The organism is Sphingomonas swuensis (genome assembly GCF_039538045.1).
GTDB lineage: Bacteria > Pseudomonadota > Alphaproteobacteria > Sphingomonadales > Sphingomonadaceae > Sphingomicrobium > Sphingomicrobium swuense.
The window spans coordinates 1,578,255-1,595,509 of the sequence record NZ_BAABBQ010000001.1 but is presented as its reverse complement, the minus strand read 5'-3'; the positions used below and the strand labels follow the sequence as shown (position 1 = coordinate 1,595,509).

Annotated in this window: 16 protein-coding genes; 14 read left to right on the top strand and 2 right to left on the bottom strand. The window is 66.8% G+C overall.

Annotated elements, in window-relative coordinates:
- Positions 1-144: 144 nt before the first annotated feature.
- Together ABD727_RS07990 and ABD727_RS07985 are read left to right on the top strand one after the other, a co-directional pair.
- Entirely contained in the window at positions 145-1,044 is a 900-nt protein-coding gene (locus ABD727_RS07990) for a TIR domain-containing protein (protein WP_344706852.1), read from the top strand.
- A gap of 35 nt (positions 1,045-1,079) precedes the next feature.
- Positions 1,080-2,870 carry a hypothetical protein gene (locus ABD727_RS07985; RefSeq protein ID WP_344706851.1) on the top strand — a complete coding sequence of 597 codons (1,791 nt, stop codon included), beginning with the start codon at positions 1,080-1,082 and terminating at the stop codon, positions 2,868-2,870.
- On the opposite strand, the gene ABD727_RS07980 is transcribed toward ABD727_RS07985, so the two are convergent.
- Complete coding sequence (locus ABD727_RS07980; RefSeq protein WP_344706850.1) at positions 2,867-3,316, bottom strand: ion channel; 450 nt, start codon at positions 3,314-3,316, stop codon at positions 2,867-2,869. The genes ABD727_RS07985 and ABD727_RS07980 overlap by 4 nt on opposite strands.
- Positions 3,317-3,344: 28 nt before the next feature.
- The gene (locus ABD727_RS07975; protein ID WP_344706849.1) at positions 3,345-5,624 is read right to left on the bottom strand and encodes a serine/threonine protein kinase; all 2,280 of its coding nucleotides are present in this window, start codon (positions 5,622-5,624) and stop codon (positions 3,345-3,347) included.
- A gap of 90 nt (positions 5,625-5,714) precedes the next feature.
- Here ABD727_RS07975 and ABD727_RS07970 point away from each other — a divergent pair, with 90 nt between their 5' ends.
- From ABD727_RS07970 to ABD727_RS07915, 12 genes are all read left to right on the top strand, one after another.
- Positions 5,715-6,416 (top strand): PP2C family protein-serine/threonine phosphatase, encoded by a 702-nt coding sequence (locus ABD727_RS07970; protein WP_344706848.1) that lies wholly within the window; start codon positions 5,715-5,717, stop codon positions 6,414-6,416.
- A 127-nt stretch (positions 6,417-6,543) separates the two neighbouring features.
- Positions 6,544-7,326 carry a DUF2569 domain-containing protein gene (locus ABD727_RS07965; RefSeq protein WP_344706847.1) on the top strand — a complete coding sequence of 261 codons (783 nt, stop codon included), beginning with the start codon at positions 6,544-6,546 and terminating at the stop codon, positions 7,324-7,326.
- 402 nt (positions 7,327-7,728) lie between these two features.
- On the top strand, positions 7,729-7,941 hold the full coding sequence (locus ABD727_RS07960; protein ID WP_344706846.1) for a Flp family type IVb pilin: 213 nt from the start codon (positions 7,729-7,731) through the stop codon (positions 7,939-7,941).
- A gap of 145 nt (positions 7,942-8,086) precedes the next feature.
- Positions 8,087-9,037 (top strand): Flp pilus assembly protein CpaB, encoded by a 951-nt coding sequence (cpaB, locus tag ABD727_RS07955; RefSeq protein ID WP_344706845.1) that lies wholly within the window; start codon positions 8,087-8,089, stop codon positions 9,035-9,037.
- Positions 9,027-10,517 (top strand): type II and III secretion system protein family protein, encoded by a 1,491-nt coding sequence (locus ABD727_RS07950; protein WP_344706844.1) that lies wholly within the window; start codon positions 9,027-9,029, stop codon positions 10,515-10,517. The genes cpaB and ABD727_RS07950 overlap by 11 nt, the downstream gene beginning before the upstream one ends.
- Positions 10,507-10,809 (top strand): hypothetical protein, encoded by a 303-nt coding sequence (locus tag ABD727_RS07945; RefSeq protein ID WP_344706843.1) that lies wholly within the window; start codon positions 10,507-10,509, stop codon positions 10,807-10,809. The genes ABD727_RS07950 and ABD727_RS07945 overlap by 11 nt, the downstream gene beginning before the upstream one ends.
- A gap of 56 nt (positions 10,810-10,865) precedes the next feature.
- Complete coding sequence (locus ABD727_RS07940) at positions 10,866-12,479, top strand: pilus assembly protein TadG-related protein (protein ID WP_344706842.1); 1,614 nt, start codon at positions 10,866-10,868, stop codon at positions 12,477-12,479.
- Complete coding sequence (locus ABD727_RS07935) at positions 12,476-13,015, top strand: TadE/TadG family type IV pilus assembly protein (protein WP_344706841.1); 540 nt, start codon at positions 12,476-12,478, stop codon at positions 13,013-13,015. Before ABD727_RS07940 ends, ABD727_RS07935 begins: the two co-directional genes overlap by 4 nt.
- The gene (locus ABD727_RS07930; protein WP_344706840.1) at positions 13,015-13,641 is read left to right on the top strand and encodes a TadE/TadG family type IV pilus assembly protein; all 627 of its coding nucleotides are present in this window, start codon (positions 13,015-13,017) and stop codon (positions 13,639-13,641) included. The genes ABD727_RS07935 and ABD727_RS07930 overlap by 1 nt, the downstream gene beginning before the upstream one ends.
- A 19-nt stretch (positions 13,642-13,660) precedes the next feature.
- The gene (locus ABD727_RS07925) at positions 13,661-14,857 is read left to right on the top strand and encodes a CpaE/TadZ family protein (protein WP_344706839.1); all 1,197 of its coding nucleotides are present in this window, start codon (positions 13,661-13,663) and stop codon (positions 14,855-14,857) included.
- Positions 14,858-14,940: 83 nt separating this feature from the next.
- Positions 14,941-16,248, top strand: coding sequence for a TadA family conjugal transfer-associated ATPase (locus ABD727_RS07920; protein ID WP_344708048.1), 1,308 nt, complete (start codon positions 14,941-14,943; stop codon positions 16,246-16,248).
- Positions 16,248-17,249 (top strand): type II secretion system F family protein, encoded by a 1,002-nt coding sequence (locus ABD727_RS07915; RefSeq protein WP_344706838.1) that lies wholly within the window; start codon positions 16,248-16,250, stop codon positions 17,247-17,249. Before ABD727_RS07920 ends, ABD727_RS07915 begins: the two co-directional genes overlap by 1 nt.
- Positions 17,250-17,255 lie beyond the last annotated feature (6 nt).

Below are 17,255 nucleotides of genomic sequence, written 5' to 3'. Positions count from 1 at the left end.
TAAGCCTCCCCCGATCCGCATGGGATTGCGGCTGCTCGACTCTTAACCAGAATTAATTGACAAGGTTGTGGCGCGACTCGGTTGTGTTCGGCGCGTCGGAAGGAGTGGGGAGACGGGCGGCTTGCCCGGACAAGGGACGCGACCTTGCCAGGGACCGACATCTTCATTTCCTATGCGCGGACCGATCGCGCTGTGGCCAAGCACTTCGCGCAGTGCTTCGAGGCCGAGGGCCTGAGCGTATGGTGGGATGCCGCGCTCCATTCGGGCGAAACCTTCGACGAGGTGATCGAGCGCAACCTGCGCGCTGCTCGAACGGTGGTCGTCCTGTGGTCGCCAAGCAGCGTACGCTCGCGCTGGGTGCGGGCCGAGGCAACGCTCGCCGACCGCCTCGGCAAGATGGCGCCGATCATGATCGAGGAATGCGAGCTCCCGATCATCTTCCAGCTGACCCACACCACCGACCTGTCGGGCTGGTCGGGAGAAACCGACGATCCGGCATGGTGCCGGTTTGTCGATGACCTGAAGCAGGCCGCGGCGCGCGGGCACGGCATCGCCTTCGCCGGGTCAGAGTCGGGAGCGCCCGTCCGGCGTCGCTTCGATCCCGCGGCCTCCGCCGCCCGTCTCGAAGCCGCCGATGATCGAGCATCCCAGGGATCATGCGCCGTGCTCGAGCAGGAGCGAGACCATTCCGCCCGGGCGCGGGTCGAGCGCGACCCGCTCGGGGGGATGGCGGCCGACTTCCATGCGCTCGAATTGAGGGTGGGGGGACGGATCGAGAAACGCTTCGTGGTCACCGGCGCGGGGCTTAGGATCGGGCGGACCGCGCCATCGGACATCATCCTTGCCGAACCTGTCGTGTCGCGTGCGCACTGCCTGGTCGAACTCGCCGACGATCGGCTGCGGGTGACCGATTTGCGATCGACCAACGGGACTTTCGTCGACGGCAAGCGGATCAAGGGCGCGAGCTTCCTTGCGGTCGGGTCGGTGCTGAAGATCGGAAATGTCGAACTCGTCCACGCGAAGCGGAGCGGGAACGAGGGCTGAGAACGAGTGGCAAGGCAGGGGGAGGCGAGGAGAGGTTGAGCGAGGCACATCCACCACGGCCACGACTGACCCTCAACATCGGGATCACGGGACACCGCGCCTCGGTCCTGTCCCCTGACCTCGTCGCGCAGACCTCGCCGATCATCCGCCGCATCTTCGACCAGTTGCGAGACGTGACCGAGCAGCTCCACGATGACCATCCGGAGCTGTTCGCGGCAAGCACGCCCCAGCTTCGGCTGCATACGCCGCTTGCCACCGGCGCCGACCAGATGGCGGCGACGGTGGCTCAGGAGGCGGGCTTCCGGATCCGCGCGCTGCTTCCCTTTGCCGCAGACGAATATAGCGCCGACTTCAAGCGCGGGCGCGAGCGGCGCGAATTCGTCCAGCAGCTCGAGCTCGCCCACGAGGTGTTCGCGCTCCCCTCCGACCGTGCTGACGCCGAGGCGGCCTATGTTCAGGTCGGCAAGGCGGTGGTCGCCGCTTCCGACATCCTGATCGCGGTGTGGGATGGCGGCAACGGCAATGGGCCGGGCGGGACGGCGCACGTCGTCGACCTCGCCTTGACCAACGGAGTGCCGGTCATCCACGTCCCGATCGACCGCGCGCAGGGCGTCGCCGGCGAGCCGCTGCTGATCTTCGGACGCGACATCATCGATTACCAGCGAACGCCGATCTGCAGCGCGGAAGCGATCGTCACGCTGCTGACCGAAGTGCTGCTGCCCGAGCCCGCTGCCCGCGCCCAGGCCGAGCTTTATCTAAGCGAGGAAGCACGCACGACCAACCTGCGGATGGAGTATCCGCTCCTGCTGTGGCTCTTGCGGGTCAAGGGCCTGCCTCGCGTTCCCTGGCGTCAGCCGTCGATTGAGGAGGAGATCGCCAGCGATTGGCGGGAAGTGCGCGAGCCGGGCGCGGCTGGGATGCGCGAGGCGCTGTCGCAATCCTACGCCTGGGCGAACTTCCTCGCGATCCGCTACGCCCAGCTGTTCCGGAGCGGGCACATCACCAACTACGTGCTCTCCGCGCTGGCAGTGAACCTCGCCCTGTTCGGGCTCATCGTGCCCTCGATCAAGATCCTGCTGGTAGTCGCGGAACTCGGGGTGATCGGGCTGCTGTTCCTCAACACCAATGCCGGGACGCGCGGCGACTGGCACCGCAAGTGGCTGCAATATCGCTACCTCGCCGAGACGTTGCGGCCCTTTCTCTACCTCAAGCGCACTGGGATGGTCGGCCCGCCGTTCCGCACCGAGGGCGTCGCCCGCAACCGCCGCCAGGAGCGCGGCGGATCGGACTGGACCCGCTGGTACGCCGCCGCGGTGTGGCGGCAGATGGACTGGCCGGTAGGCGAGCTGACCGAGGAGGGCATACGACTTCTCGCCGGGGACGTCGTTCGCGAGCAGCTGCTCCCGCAGGCCGCCTATCACCGGGTCAACAGCGAGCGGATGCACAAGCTCGACCATCGCCTTCACGAGATCGGAAACTTCCTCATCGGCGCGGTTATCGCCGCCTGCTTCCTTTACATCGGCGGCTACTTCCTGGTGCACGAATGGACGACACGGCTGACCGGGCCCTTCATCTTCCTTACCGCCGGACTTCCAGCGATCGGCGCGGCGGTGTTCGGGATGCGCGGCCATGGCGAGCATCTGCTGGCTGCGAGCCGCTCGGCCCACAGCGCCGAGGCGCTGGCCGCCAACGCCGAGCGGCTCGGTCAGGTCGCCGATCTCGAGCAGCTCGCGCACGAGCTGGAGAATAGCGCGAGCATCATGCTTGCCGACCTCAACGAATGGACCGCGACCTACAGCGAACGTTCGCTCGAGATCCCGGCCTAGAGCTTGTGGGCGTCGCTGTTGGTGCGGGTCCAGAGACGCTCCATCGCGAGGTAGGTGAAGGAGGCGCTCCAGGCGACCATGACCAGCCCGGTCAGCGCTTCCATTCCGGCGACGATCCGGATCGGGCCGGCGGGAACGATGTCGCCGATGCCGAGCGTCGTGTAGGAGGCGATCGAGAAGTAGAAATGGTCCTCGAACCAGCCGGGGCCGCCCACGATCGCGCCTTCAAGACGCCCGTAGTCGGCCCAGTCGGGCGCCGACAGTGCGAAGGCGAACAGCACGACCTCGAAGACATGGGTCGCGAACAGCACAAGGATGATGAATAGCAACGGGTGACCCATCGGGCGGGGCGCGTCGACAACCCGCTTGAGCAGGCGAAGCACCACGAGATGGACGTAGCAGCAGGCGGCGGTCAACGCGGCGGCGACCAGCAGGGCGATCAGCACCGTTCACTCCCGCAATGCACGAGCTTGCTCACCGCCGCGATGCGTCGGTCGAACGCTTGACCAGGAACACCAGATAGGCCCGCGTCTGCCGCGCCTGCCTGATCAGCGGGTCGGCCTGGCGATCCGACCCGACGGAGCGGAATACGTCCTTGAGGCGGACGAGGCTCGCGTCATAGGTCCGTGCAAGCTGGGCGTTGGAGCGAAGCAGCTCGGCATCGGCCCGCTCCTGCGGCGACGAGCCGGCCTTGGCGCGGTCCCCCATTCGTATGACCTGCCGCGCCATGTCGCGGGCTTCGCCGACGAGTGCGTTGAACTGGCTGGTCGACGCTGGCGACAGGCTGTCGGAGGTTGTGGCTAAAGTCGGAGCGGCCGCGCTGCTGGTCGGGATGGGCGAGGCCGCGGACTTCACCGCGCTCGCAGCCGGACGCACGGCGGTCGGGGCGGGCAGGGTTCGTTCCTCCGCTGCCGCCAGCCGCGCGGCGGAACGCTGATCGGCGCTATCGAGGTTGGCGATTGCGGTCGAGGCCTCGGTGAAGGCGCGATAGTGGCCGAGCGCCTGCCGCGCGGCTTCCAGTGATTGGCGGGGGTCGGTCGCGGTGCGGGTGCGAAGCTCGGCCGAGCGAAGGTCCGCGAGGCTCCGTCGCGCGCCGACAAGAACGAGTTGTCGCTCGGGTGGAAGGCTGTTCGGGTCGGCCCTCGTCCAGGCGATCTGCTCCGCCATCTTCGTCGATTGGGCATCGACCGACTGGAGGAGGGTGGCGGCGAACTGGCCGTAGACGCTCCTGACGCGCTCGCCTGCCTGAGCGTCGTCGAGCCCGGCGGGCGGTGCCCCCAGCAGGGTCGTCAGCGAGGCCAGCGGCTCGACTGCATCGTCGGGCGCCGAGGCGGCCTTGGCTTCGGCAAGGAAGGCAGCGGCGCCGCTCGCAAGCGCAGTTCGCGGTACGACCACGGGGGCCGGTGTGTCGGGAACGACGATCTGCTCGCCCGCGGCGACGGGCGTGGGGGAGGGCCGGAGCAGCATCCAGCCGCCGGCGGTGGCGAGTACCAGCACCGCGGCCGCGCCGGCGATGAGCGGCTTCCTATTCGGGCGCGTCGCGGCGCCCGCGGGTTCGGGCTTCCCTGTCGACTGGCTGACCGGTGGGGCAGGTGGAGGCGTATCGGGCTTAGCGGCGGAGACGGCCACGCTCTCGGCGGGAGTGGGGTTCGCGGCCTTCTTCGCGCGCGGCTTGCGTGTGGCCTTCGTATGGCCGCTGCGTTTGAACTCGGCCTCGCTCGGCCGATCGGGCACTCCGGTCTTGAGCGACTGGCCTGGAACGAAGCCCGAGGGAGCTGGGGCGAGCGGAACGATCGCCTCGGACGAGGTGTCGAACGGCACGATGCGGGTCACGTCGAAGTCGGCCTCGGCCGGTTCGGGTTCGTCTTCGCCGCCGTCGAACATCGGCAGCCAGTCCGAGATGGAGCGCGGCCGATCGGTCGGCTTGATCGCCATCGCCGCGTCGACCGCGCGGAGAAAGCGCTTGCTGTAGCCGGGCCAGCTCCCCTCCGCGAGCGGCGTGCCCGCGCCGCCATGCATCCGCTCGAGCACCTCGGGCGGCTTGGCGCCGGTGACGCATTCGTAGAGCACCACGCCGAGCGCGTAGATGTCGGTCCACGGCCCCTGCTCGAAGGTCTTCACATATTGCTCGATCGCCGCATAGGGCGGGGTGTGGAATGTGACCTTGGTGCTGGTCGCCTCGGCTGCTTCGAAGCGGGCCGAGCCGAAGTCGATCAGCACTGGCCGGCCGCTGTCGTTGATGAGGATGTTGGGCGGCTTGATGTCGCGGTGGAGGACCCCGACGCGATGCGCCCGCTCGAGCCCGTCGGCGATCGGCTTGATCAGCGCGACGAGGCTCCGCTCGTTCCATTTCTGGCCCTGCTTGATCAGCCGGGAGAGCGAGACTCCGTCTTCGAAGTCCATCACCATGTAGGCGGTGCCGTGGATCTCGAAGAGGCTTCGGACACTGACGATGTTGGGGTGGCGCGAGGGCGTCGAGAGGTTCCACAGCAGCTTGGCTTCCTCGACGAACTTCTTGAGGCCGAGCGCGTGCACCTCGCTCACCTCGGAGTCGACTGGGACGACGGTGGCTTCTTCGTCGCGTTCGCTGATCGAGCTCGGGAAATACTCCTTAATGGCGACGAGCTCGTTGAAGTAGATTCCACGGCCCTTGTAGACGATGCCGAACCCGCCGACGCCGAGCACCTCCTCGAGGCGCCATTCCCGGAGAACGGTGCCGGGTGGCAGCGCCTTGGTGCTGTAAGCCTTGTTCACAGCCGGGCCCCTGAGTTAAGTGGTGCTTAACTTTTCGCATGATCCGGCGTTAATTGCTAGGGTTGCGAAACGGGCGCGAGGCTGCAGCCGATGAGGTTCGAAACCGTCAGCAGGACCCACGTCGGGCTCAAGCGCAAGATCAACGAGGACAATCTGCTGGTGCGATCCGCGGCCGGGCTGTTCGTGGTCGCCGACGGCATGGGCGGGCACGAGGCCGGCGAAGTGGCGAGCGCCCGGATCGTCGAAGCCCTTGGCGCGCTCGCCCGGGTCACTCCCGACGAGATCTCCGCCTGCCTTGGCCATGTGAACCGCGGCCTGCGCGATTTGGCCGAGGAGGGAGGGGAGAAGCGGACCATCGGAAGCACGGTGGTCGGACTGCTGATCGACGAGGCGCAGGCGCTCTGCTTCTGGGCGGGCGACAGTCGTGCCTATCGCTATCGCGACAGTCAGCTGGTCCCGCTCAGCCGTGACCACAGCCTGGTGAACGAACTGATCGAAGCCGGGATGATCGAAGCCGAGCGCGCCGACGAGCATCCCAACGGCAATGTCATCACCCGTGCGGTGGGGGCCTCGGACACGCTCCGGCTCGACATCGAAGCTGGGGAGGTGCGCCCCGGCGACGTCTATCTGCTCGCTTCGGACGGAGTCACCAGGATGGTCCCCGATCCGGAACTCCGCGCGGCGCTGGGCGGCGCCCAATCGCTCCACGAGGTCGCCGACGGGTTGGTCTGGTCGGTGCTCCAGCGGGGCGCTCCCGACAACCTCACGCTGGTCCTGATCCGGGTTGCCTGATGGCCTTGCCGTCCTGCTCTGCAAGGCGGGGTGCAAGCGGAGGGAACATCGAGACCGAATAAGGCATTAACCAAGTCGAAAGGGCAAGGGTCGAGAAAGAGCGGGATCGGCCGAAAGGACTCTCGCGTTGCTCTCGTTCGTCGCCCCATTGTTCGACACGGCCAGCCGCCGTCTCCATGCCCGCTCCAAGACCCTGCTGCTGCGTCTGGAAGGCGGACTTCCGACGTTGGTGGTCGTCTGGCTGGTGATCGCCGTGCTGGCGAGCGCGGCCAGGGTCTGGGTCAGCCCGCTTCCGAGCAGCGACGTTCGCCTTGCACCCTATCTTCTCCTGACCCTGGCACCGGTCGCGACATTCGGGCTGGCGCTCCGTTGGTTCGACAACGGCGAGGACCTGCCTCAGCCGCAATGGCGGCTCGCCCGGATCGGACGCTGGACAGCGCTGTCGCGAGAGGCGGCGGCGCGGCATCCACTCTATGGCACCAGCGGGATCATGGTCTCGCTGCTCATCGGCATGCTGATGAACGTGCCGGTGCGAACGGCCGAATATCTGGTCACCATGCCGGCCATTCCGCACCATGTCCCGGCATGGTTGTCGACATTGCACCTCGCGATGACGCTCGACACGGTCGTGCTGACCAGTCTCTACGTGGTCGCCTTCGTCATGGCGCTTCGCAAGGTCGCGCTCTTTCCGCGCTTTCTGCTGCTGGTTTGGCTGCTCGACATCCTCTCGCAGCTGCTGATCGGTCGAGCCGCGTCGGACGCGGGGTTGCCGGCGAATATCGCCGTCTCACTGTCCGGACTGCTCGACGCCAACATCAAGAAGGTGCTGATCAGCGTCGCCATCTGGCTACCCTATCTGCTGCTCTCGACCCGAGTGAACGTCACCTACCGTTTGCGCGAGCCGTCCTGACCGCCTGGCCGATTCGAAAATCGTTTCGGAACAGTAGCGAAACCGCACCTTTGTGCGTTCGTCGCGACACATTTGCCCAGCTTTGAGACACCTTCGCTATCCCGACCGGTCTAGATCGAACGGATTAACCTGATTTAAATATCGGCACGTCGCAACGACTTAGTCCCTACGGAACCAAGTCCAAGATACTGATGCAGGTTAGCAAGGCTGGTTGACTTCATTGAAATGTTAGCATTCTCTTAACCCAGCCGATTGACCTGGGTAATCGATCGGTGCGGCAGCGGAAGCCATCGGCATCCAACACGCACCGTCCAGATTGATGAGGGGGACAACCTCTTCCAGCCAAGCGGCTTAGCTCGGGGCAGCCCAGCGGGGGCCCATCAGGACGGAAGGGGATTATCCATGACCTTTTTCAAGATGATTCGTGACGAGTCCGGCGCTTCGGCGGCCGAATATGCGCTCATTCTCGCCATCGTCGGGTCGCTGATCGCGGCCGGTGCCGTCGCGCTCGGCGGCGACATCTCGCGCGCGCTGTTCGGCGCTGGCGACAAGATCTGCGAAGATCCCGATGGTGGCACCACCATCTGCACGGCGGAAGCGGCGCCCGCTCCGTAACAGTTGATCGGTGGGTCGCCGCTTCCTCTGGAGCGGCGACCCACTCAACTTCTTGTTCCAGGTCCGGCTGGGGACTGCCTGAGCGCAAGTTGCCGGACCGTGCGTGATCGTGAGTTCATCATCGCGGATAGGGGGCTGCTCGACCATGAAGCGCCAGTCGTTGTTCGCCGTCGGCATCGCCGTCTTTTTCGGCTTGATCGCCGTCTTCCTGGCCAACACCTACCTGTCCGCCGGACGCGCCAGCGCGGTTCCGCAGGACATGGTCCGGGTCGCCGTGGCAGCCGCGCCGCTCGACTTCGGAACGCCGCTCAAGCCCGAGCACGTCCGTTTCATCAACTATCCCAAGGACGCGCTTCCCGACGGCAGCTTCACCAGCGCCGCGGAGTTGCTCGCGCCCGACAAGAAGCGCGTCGCGCTGACCCCGATTGCGCTCAACGAGGTCATCCTCGCAAGCAAGATTACCGGTCCGGGCGCCGGCGCCTCGATTGCCGCGCTGCTGCCCGCCGGGCACCGGGCGGTGTCGGTCCGGATCAACGACGTGTCGGGCGTTGCCGGCTTCATCCAGCCGAGCGATACGGTCGACGTGCTGATTACCCGCCAGGTGGTCGGCGCTAATAGCAATTCGCAGCAGGTCACCGACGTCCTTCTCCAGGGCACGCGGGTGATCGCCATGGGCCAGCGCGCCAAGAGCGATGCGGGCAAGCCCGCCGTCGCCAAGACCGCGACGCTCGAAGTGACTCCGCTCGAAGCCCAGAAGCTCGCGCTCGGCCAGCAGGTCGGAGACCTCAGCCTGGTGCTGCGCAAGCCGGGCGAGGAGGACGATCTGCCGCCGGCGCAGACGGTCAGCCTGGCCGACCTCCGCTACGGGGTAGGGGGCATCTACCGGCCGCAGCTGGCTTCGACCGCCATGAACGCGCAGCAGCCGGCCCGCGTGCCCTACACGCGCCTTGCCGCGCCGCGTCCGCAGGTCCGCCGCGAGGCGCCGCGCACACCGCGACCGACCCCGGCCGCGGCACCGATACGCAACAGCGTCGAAGTGGTCAGGGGGACCGCGCCGACCAGTTATGAAGTGGGGGGCTTTGGGGGTGGTCGCTAATCGGAACATGCTTGCCGCGCTCGGCGGCGTCGCCCTGATGTCGCTTGGCGCAATGCCGGCCGCAGCGCAGGTCGCCTCGATCAGTCAGATGCAGGGCGTCCATGCCGGAGAGCTGACCGTGCCGGTCAATAAAAGCCAGGTGCTGCGCTCGGACCGGGCCTTCGCCAAGGCGCTTGTCGGCAATCCCGAGATCGCCGACGTGCTGCCGTTGACCGATCGCTCGCTCTACGTGCTCGGCAAGAAGCCCGGCACCACCAGCCTGACGCTCTACGATCGCAACAGCACGCTCATTGCGGTGATGGACGTGGCGGTGGGGCCCGACGTGATCGGGCTTCGACGACAGCTGGCCGAGCTGCTCCCGGCAAGCCAGGTCGGCGCACGCATGTCGAACGAGTCGATCGTGCTCGAAGGCGTGGTCCCGAGCGGACCTGCGGCCGAGCGCGCCATGCAACTCGCCGAGACCTATGCCCCGGGCAAGGTCGTCAATCTTCTGTCGGTGGGCGCCACCCAGCAGGTGATGCTCGAGGTCCGCTTCTCCGAGGTTAAGCGGAGCGCGCTGCAGCAGATCGGGGTCAGCACCTTCGTCGGCTCCGACGCGGGCAAGTTCCAGGGCGCGATCGGCGGCGGTGCCGGGCTTGTCGGATCGGGGCCGCCGACGCTCGGCGCGATCAGCGACAGCTTCGGGATCATCTCGCGCACCTTCCGGGCCTTCGGGACCAACTTCAACCTCACGCTCGACGCGCTGGAGCGCAAGGGCGCGATCACCACGCTCGCCGAGCCGACGCTGATCGCGCTGTCGGGACAGACCGCTAACTTCCTCGCAGGCGGCGAATTCCCGATCCCGACCGTCCAAGGAAATGGCGGAGGCACCTCCACCGGCACCTCGCAGGCGATCACGGTCGAGTTCAAGCCGTTTGGCGTCAGCCTCGCCTTCACTCCGACGGTGCTTGCCGACGGAGTGATCAACCTCGTCGTCGCGCCCGAGGTGAGCTCGATCGACCCGAGTGCGTCGGTGGTCATCAACGGGCTACGCGTGCCCGGCCTCCAGACCCGCCGGGCGAAGACCGTGGTCGAGCTTCGCGACGGCGAGAGCTTCGCCATGGCCGGGCTCCTCCGCCGGGATTTCCAGGATACGATCCGGCAGGTCCCGGTGCTCGGCTCGCTGCCGATCATCGGCACCCTGTTCCGCTCGTCGGGCTTCCAGAAGGAAGAGACCGAGCTGGTGATCATCGTCACTCCGCGGCTCGTCGCGCCGGTGCTCGCCGACCGGCTCAAGGCGCCGACCGACCGTGTCCAGCCGCCGGCCGACGCCGATCTCTTCCTGCTCGGGAGGACCGACACCGGGGTCGGCGCAGCGCCGACGGTCGGGGTCAAGAATCCGTCACCTCCGCCAAGCGGAGGCGGTGGAGCCGGGACCGCGCTCAACAAGGCACCGAAGGGTCCTGTCGGCCTCGCAGGGGATTATGGTCATGTGCTCTAGCCGCCGCATCATCGCTGCCGCAGCAGGCGCACTCGCGCTCGCCGGCTGCGCCCAGACGACGGACCGCCGCACCGGCTCGGTCGACCCGCAGTTCGGCGAGGCGGTGGCCTGGAACAAGGCGGTCCAGACCGTCGACCCCGCGCCCTCCTACGCCGCGACCGACACCAAGCCGGGAAGCGCGGGCGACAAGGCCGCCGCGGCCGCGCGCCGCTACCGCACCGATCAGGTCAAGGCGATCGAGCAGGTCCGGAGCACGCAGGGAAGCGGCGGCGGCGGCTCGGGACCACAATAGGGACCAATGACGTGCTCGGGCTATTCAGGAGACTAGGAAGGTCGGAGCGGGCGGCGGTGGCGCCGATCGTCGCCCTGTCGCTGACCGGACTCATCGCCGTCGGCGGGATCGCCTTCGATTATGCCCGGCTCGCCGCCATGGATACCGAGCTCCAGAATGCCGCCGACCAGGCCGCGCTCGCCGCCGCCACCCAGCTCGACCGGGTCGCCGAGGACGAGGACACGGGCGAACTTGGCGCTCGGGCCCGGGCCACCAATGCGGTCACCGACCCCACGATGGAAAATCGGCTGGCGCGCAACTTCACCCGTTTCGCCAACGACGATGACGATGACGGTGCCGACATCTCCGTCACCCTGACCTTCTGCTCGGATTTCGACGACAGCGAGGGAGCGCTCGACGATGCCTGCACCGAGGCCGAAGGGGATTCTGACGCGCGCTTCGTCGTTGTCACCACCTCGCTGCGCACCGCCAATTACGTCTTCACCCCGATCGTGGCGGCTTTCTCAGGGTCGTCGGCGGCCCAAGCGGTCGCGGGGGTGGAAGCCTCGATCTGCAACGTCGCCCCCTTGCTGGTGTGCACCGACAGCGATTTCCCAACCGACGACGATCGCGGGCGCGGGCTGCGGATGAAGGTCTTCAGCGGAGACAGCTGGGCCCCAGGCAATTACGGGCTCTTGGATTTTGGCAGCGGTAATACCGGCGTGGTCAACGCTTTGCTCGGCTTCGGGCTCAACGGCTGCCAGGCAACAGACGACAACGAAACCGAGCCGGGCAACAAGAACGTCACCGACGCGGTCAATACGCGGCTCGACGTTTATGCCGGCAGTCCGAGCACGAAGGATGCGTCGGCGTGCAAGGTGGCGACCGGCGAGGGTTGTCCCGCGCCAAATGCGCGCAAGGACATGATCATCGACATCAGTGCCAAGAAGACGACAAAGTTCGAGACGGCGACAGCGACGCCGACTGCGGAGGAGATTGCCTCGGCCACCTCGTCGGCGCCATCTTGCCCGAGCGACCCGAAGACGGACGGTTACGCCTTCCAGGAGGCGCCCTCACAAGCCACGGGCTTCGCGCGCGACACGTGCCATTACTCGGATAATTGTGCCGGCGGCAATTTCGGTGACAAGGCGTGGGATCGCGCCAGCTATCTTGCGGAGAATCATCCCGGCGTGACCGCCGCCGAGATCGCTGCGGCGCTCGACAACGGATCCACCGCGGCGACGCTTACCCGCTACGACATCTACCAGTGGGAGCTTGCCAACCCTGGCGCGCGAATGGCGACGAAGCGGTCGGTCAATCTCGTCGGCCCGCCCGACCCGCCTAAGGGCAAGAAGACGACCTACAGCTGGACGGTCAAGACGCAGTGCGCCTACCCGTCGGTCAAATACGGTTCTACCGCTTATCCCGAGCAGAAGGACCGCCGAATCCTTCCGATCGTCGCGGCAGACTGTTCCAAGCTGAAGGGCAAAGGCGCAGCCTACGAGGATTATACGATCCTCCGGGTGTTTGATGTCTTTCTAACCGAGCCTTCGCTGCAGCGCGGCCCGTCGTCGTCGCCAACTACGGACGAGAAGGAAATCTATGGTGAGGTGATCGGCCCCGCGACCACGTCGGAGAGCGGCAGCGGCTTCCAATATTATTCCCGCAGCAAGCCGTATCTGATCCGATGAGCGGCCCCAGCACCATCCTGCGCGACACGCGCGGCGCGGCGGCGGCGGAGATGGCGCTGGTGCTGCCATTCCTGATCGCCCTGCTGTTCGGGAGCATGGAGCTCGGCAACTACTTCTGGCAGGAACATGTCGTCATCAAGCAGGTGCGCGACGGCGCGCGCTTTGCCTCGCGCCTCCCGCTGAGCGCCGACTATGACTGCGCGGACGAGGTCTTCGCGGTCGATCCCGATGCTGATTACACGCCCGAGGAGCAGATCCTCAACGTGACGACCACCGGGCGAGTCGATGGAAGCGGTCCGCGGCGCTTTCCGAGCGACCGCGCGCCCTGCGGTTCGGCCACCCAGGCGGTCAGCATCGCCATGCGCTGCGTCGCCAAGGACGATTACCGCGGCATCTACACCGGTCTCGATGGCGACATTCCGGTGGTGAAGGTCTCGGCCGCTTTGACTTACGAACCGCTGTTCAACCTGCTCGGCTTCGATGCCACCGGCATGTGCCTGGTCGCCGAATCCGAAGTGGCGGTGGCCGGGCTGTGATGCGGCTTGCCCTTCGCCTCGCCCGGGCCGAGCGCGCAGCGATCGCCGCCGAGTTCGCGCTGGTGCTGCCGGTGCTGCTCTTCTTCCTGTTCGGCGTGGTCGACGTCGGCCGCTTCATGTGGGACCTGAACCAGGCCGAGAAGGCGACCCAGATTGGCGCCCGCATGGCCGCGGTCACCGACCCTGTCTCGTCCGGCCTGATCGCCGCCAATTTCGCGAGCACCGACCTCAAGCCCGGCGAGCTCATTCCTGCCGATGCAATGGCACCGGTGACCTGTACCCAGGAAGAATGCAGCTGCCCGGAGGACACGGGAGGGCCGCCCTGTCCGCTGGCAGAGGACGGAGGGGGTGTCGACAGCGCGGCCTTCAACAAGCTCGTTTCCCGCATGCAGGAGATCAAGCCCGACCTTACCGCCGACAACATCCGGGTGACCTACTCCGGCTCTGGCTTCGGCTTCGCCGGAAGCGCCGACACCGAGGTGATGGAAGTGTCGCCGCTGATTACCGTCAGCCTTGAGGGAGTGACCTTCTCGCCGACCACCGCCCTGCTGCTCGCCAACTTCCGCCTGCCGGTCACCTCCACCACGGTGGTGGCGGAAGATGTGTCAGGGGGCTTTTCCAATTGAGGTATCCAGCGTGCACGCAATGAACCAGCAGGACACGGCGCGGGTGTGGCGGCTGCAGGGTCGCGAGGCCGGAATCCACCTCTACCTCAGCGGGGTCGAGGGAGAGGCGGGAGCGCTGCTCGGGACGCGGGTCAACGGCCTTCCGCTGACGCTCAGCATCGTCCCCGTGACCGAATGGATCGACGCGTCCGACATGGCGTCCGCCGGCGCCGCGGTGATCCAGGTCGACGCCGACACGCCGGCCTCGATCAAGCGGTTCGAGCGTCTGGTCGCCAATGCAGGCGATATTCCGGTCATCGCCGCCGCCTACGAGCCGCCGCTGGCGCTGGTCCGCGCACTGCTCAAGATGGGCGCGCACGACGTCCTCCCGCTGCCACTGACCCTCGACGACCTCGAGACGTCGATCGCACCGCTCGCGCAGCAGATCGTCGAAAAGGATCAGCAGGCGCTGGCGCGCTCGTCGCGGCTGGTCAGCGCGGTCCGGGCGCGCGGTGGCTGCGGCGCGACCTCGATGCTCACCCAGCTGGCCTGCCGCTTCGCTCGCAACGAAGCCGATTTTGGGCGTGAGGCGTGCCTGATCGATCTCGACGTGCAATTCGGGGATGTCGCCTTCCAGCTCGGCCTCCAGCCCAAGCTGACCCTGACCGACCTTCTCGAGGCCGGTACCCGGCTCGACGGCGAGATGATCCGCTCGGTTGCCATCCCGCATGCGAGCGGGCTTGCGGTCATCGCCTCTCCGGCGGAGGTGCTCCCGCTCGAGGCGATTACCAGCGACCAGCTGCTCGCCGTCGTCGAGCAGGCCCAGCGCACTTACGGTACCGTGTTCGTCGACCTGCCCGCCAACTGGACCCACTGGTCTCTGTCGCTGGTGGCGCGGAGCGACATTGTCCTGCTGGTGACCGAACTCAGCGTCTCCGGGCTCCACCAGGCGCGCCGCCAGCTCGACCTGCTCCGCGACCAGGACCTCGGCGAGGTTCGGGTCGAGGTAGTGCTCAACCGGCTCGAAAAGTCGTTGTTCAAGCCCGTCCGACTGAGCGATGCCGAGACCGCGCTCGGGCGGCCTGCCTCCTACACCGTCGTCAGCGAGCCGGCAGTGATGGCCGCGGCGGTCGAGCGCGGCGTGCTGATCGACGAGATCAAGCGCAAGAGCGCGGTGGCCCGCGACCTCGACCTGCTCGAGAACGGCCTGGTCGCGGCACTCGGGCTGGAGCGCTGACCATGTGGCAGATCCGCAAGCCCGGACGCATCGCTCCGACGTTCGAGGAGGAGCGGATCGTGCCGCTGGAAGAGCGGCGGGTGATGAACGTCGGCGATGCCGGCGCCGAGGGAAGCCGCGACATCCATACCGACCTCAAGGTCGATCTCCATCAGCAGCTGCTCGACCTCATCAACCTGTCCAAGCTCGACACCATGTCGCGCGAGCAGATCGAGGAAGAGGTGGGCGAGATCCTCCAGGAAGAGATCGCCAAGCAGAACCATGCGCTCAACCTCGCCGAGCGGCGCCAGCTGGTCGGCGACGTACTCGACGAGTTGCTCGGGCTCGGGCCTCTAGAGCCTCTGCTCAAGGATGGCACCATCACCGACATTCTCGTCAACGGCCACAAGCGGGTATTCGTCGAGCGCTACGGCACCCTCGAGCTGAGCCACGCACGCTTCAAGGACGAGCGGCACCTGCTGCGAATCATCCAGAAGATCGTCTCGGCGGTCGGCCGCCGGGTCGACGAAAGCTCCCCGCTCGTCGACGCCCGCTTGGCCGACGGAAGCCGTATCAATGCGGTCGTGCCGCCGCTCGCGCTCGACGGGCCTCTGCTGTCGATCCGCAAGTTCGCCAAGGTGCCCATCTCGATGGACCGACTGGTCGAGATCGGCTCCCTCCCGACCGCCATTGCCGAGGTGCTGAAAGCGGTAGTGCAGTCGCGCCGCAACGTCCTCATTTCGGGAGGCACCGGGTCCGGAAAGACCACCATGCTCAACGCCATGTCGGCCTTCATCGACAATCGCGAGCGGGTCGTGACCATCGAGGACTCGGCCGAGCTCCAGCTCCAGCAGGATCATGTCGCCCGGCTCGAGACCCGTCCCGCGAACACCGAAGGAAAGGGCGAGATCGCTCAGCGCGACCTCGTCAAGAATGCGCTTCGCATGCGCCCCGACCGGATCATCGTCGGCGAGGTCCGCGCGGGTGAGGCCTTCGACATGCTCCAGGCCATGAACACCGGCCACGACGGGTCGATGACGACGGTCCACGCCAACACCGCGCGCGATGCGATCAGTCGGCTCGAGCAGATGATCGGCATGTCGGGGATCGAGATCTCCAGCCGCTCCGCCCGCGCGCAGATCGCTTCTGCGATCAACGTCGTTCTGCAGCTCGTCCGCCTGTCCGACGGCCGGCGTCGGCTGGTCAGCGTGTCGGAGATCACCGGCATGGAAGGCGACGTCGTCACCATGCAGGAAATCTTCCGCTTCCGGCAGACCGGGCGCTCGGCCGAAGGCGAGGTGCTCGGGCGCTTCGAGGCCACCGGCATCCGGCCACGCTTTCTCGAAGATGCCATCAGCCACGGGATCAGCCTTCCGGCCGACCTCTTCCGTCCCGAAGTGCGGTTCGACTGATGGCCGACAATCTCCTCCGCGTCCTGATCCTGGTGCTGGTGTTCGCCGCCGTCCTTATGGTCGTCGAAACGCTCATCAGGGGGATCGCGCAGAGCCGCGGCGCGACCCGGGCGATCAATACCCGGCTGAAGATGATCGGGCGCGGCTCGACCAGGGCGGAGACGCTCGGGGTGCTGCGCCGCCACAATCTCGACACGGCGGGCAAGATGCCTGGCCTGCTCCGGCCCGCGGTCCGCTCGATCGAGCGCACGCTGATGGCGACGGGGCTGCGCCTCCCGACCTCGCAGCTCCTTGCGATCCTCGTTGCGGCGCCGCTGGTCGTCATGGCCGTGATCGTCGTCCTGCTGCTTGCCGCGGGGATCCCGCTCGGCTTCGGTCCCGCATTGCTGATCGCCACCGTGTCGCTCGCGCTCGGTTTCTTCATCCCGCTGCTGATCCTCCGTGCCAAGGCGCAGAAGCGCATCCGCAAGATGCAGGAGCAGTTCCCGGTCGCACTCGACGTCTTCGTCCGCGGGCTTCGTGCCGGGCATCCGGTCGCCGCCGCGCTCGACCTGCTGACGGTCGAGATGCCCGACCCGATCGGAACCCAGTTCGGGATCGTCGTCGACGAGGTCACCTACGGTGCCGAGATGCGGGATTCGCTGTTCGACCTCGCCGAACGCTGGGATCTCGACGACATGCGCATGTTCGTCGTCTGCCTGTCGGTCCAGAACGAGTCGGGCGGCAACCTCGCCGAAATCCTCGAGAACTTGTCCAAGGTCATCCGCGACCGGGCAGCGATGCTGATGAAGGTGCGGGCCCTGTCGAGCGAGGGGAGGATGACCGCGGTCATCCTGTCGCTGCTCCCGGTGCTCACTTTCGGCGGCCTGTTCCTGCTCAATGCCCGCTTCTACCTCGAGGTCGCGCAGGACCCGGTCTTTGTGCCCGGGTTCATGGCGCTGATCGTCCTCTACTTCATCGGCTTTTTCACCATCCGCCGGATGGTCGACCTGAAGGTTTGATCCGCC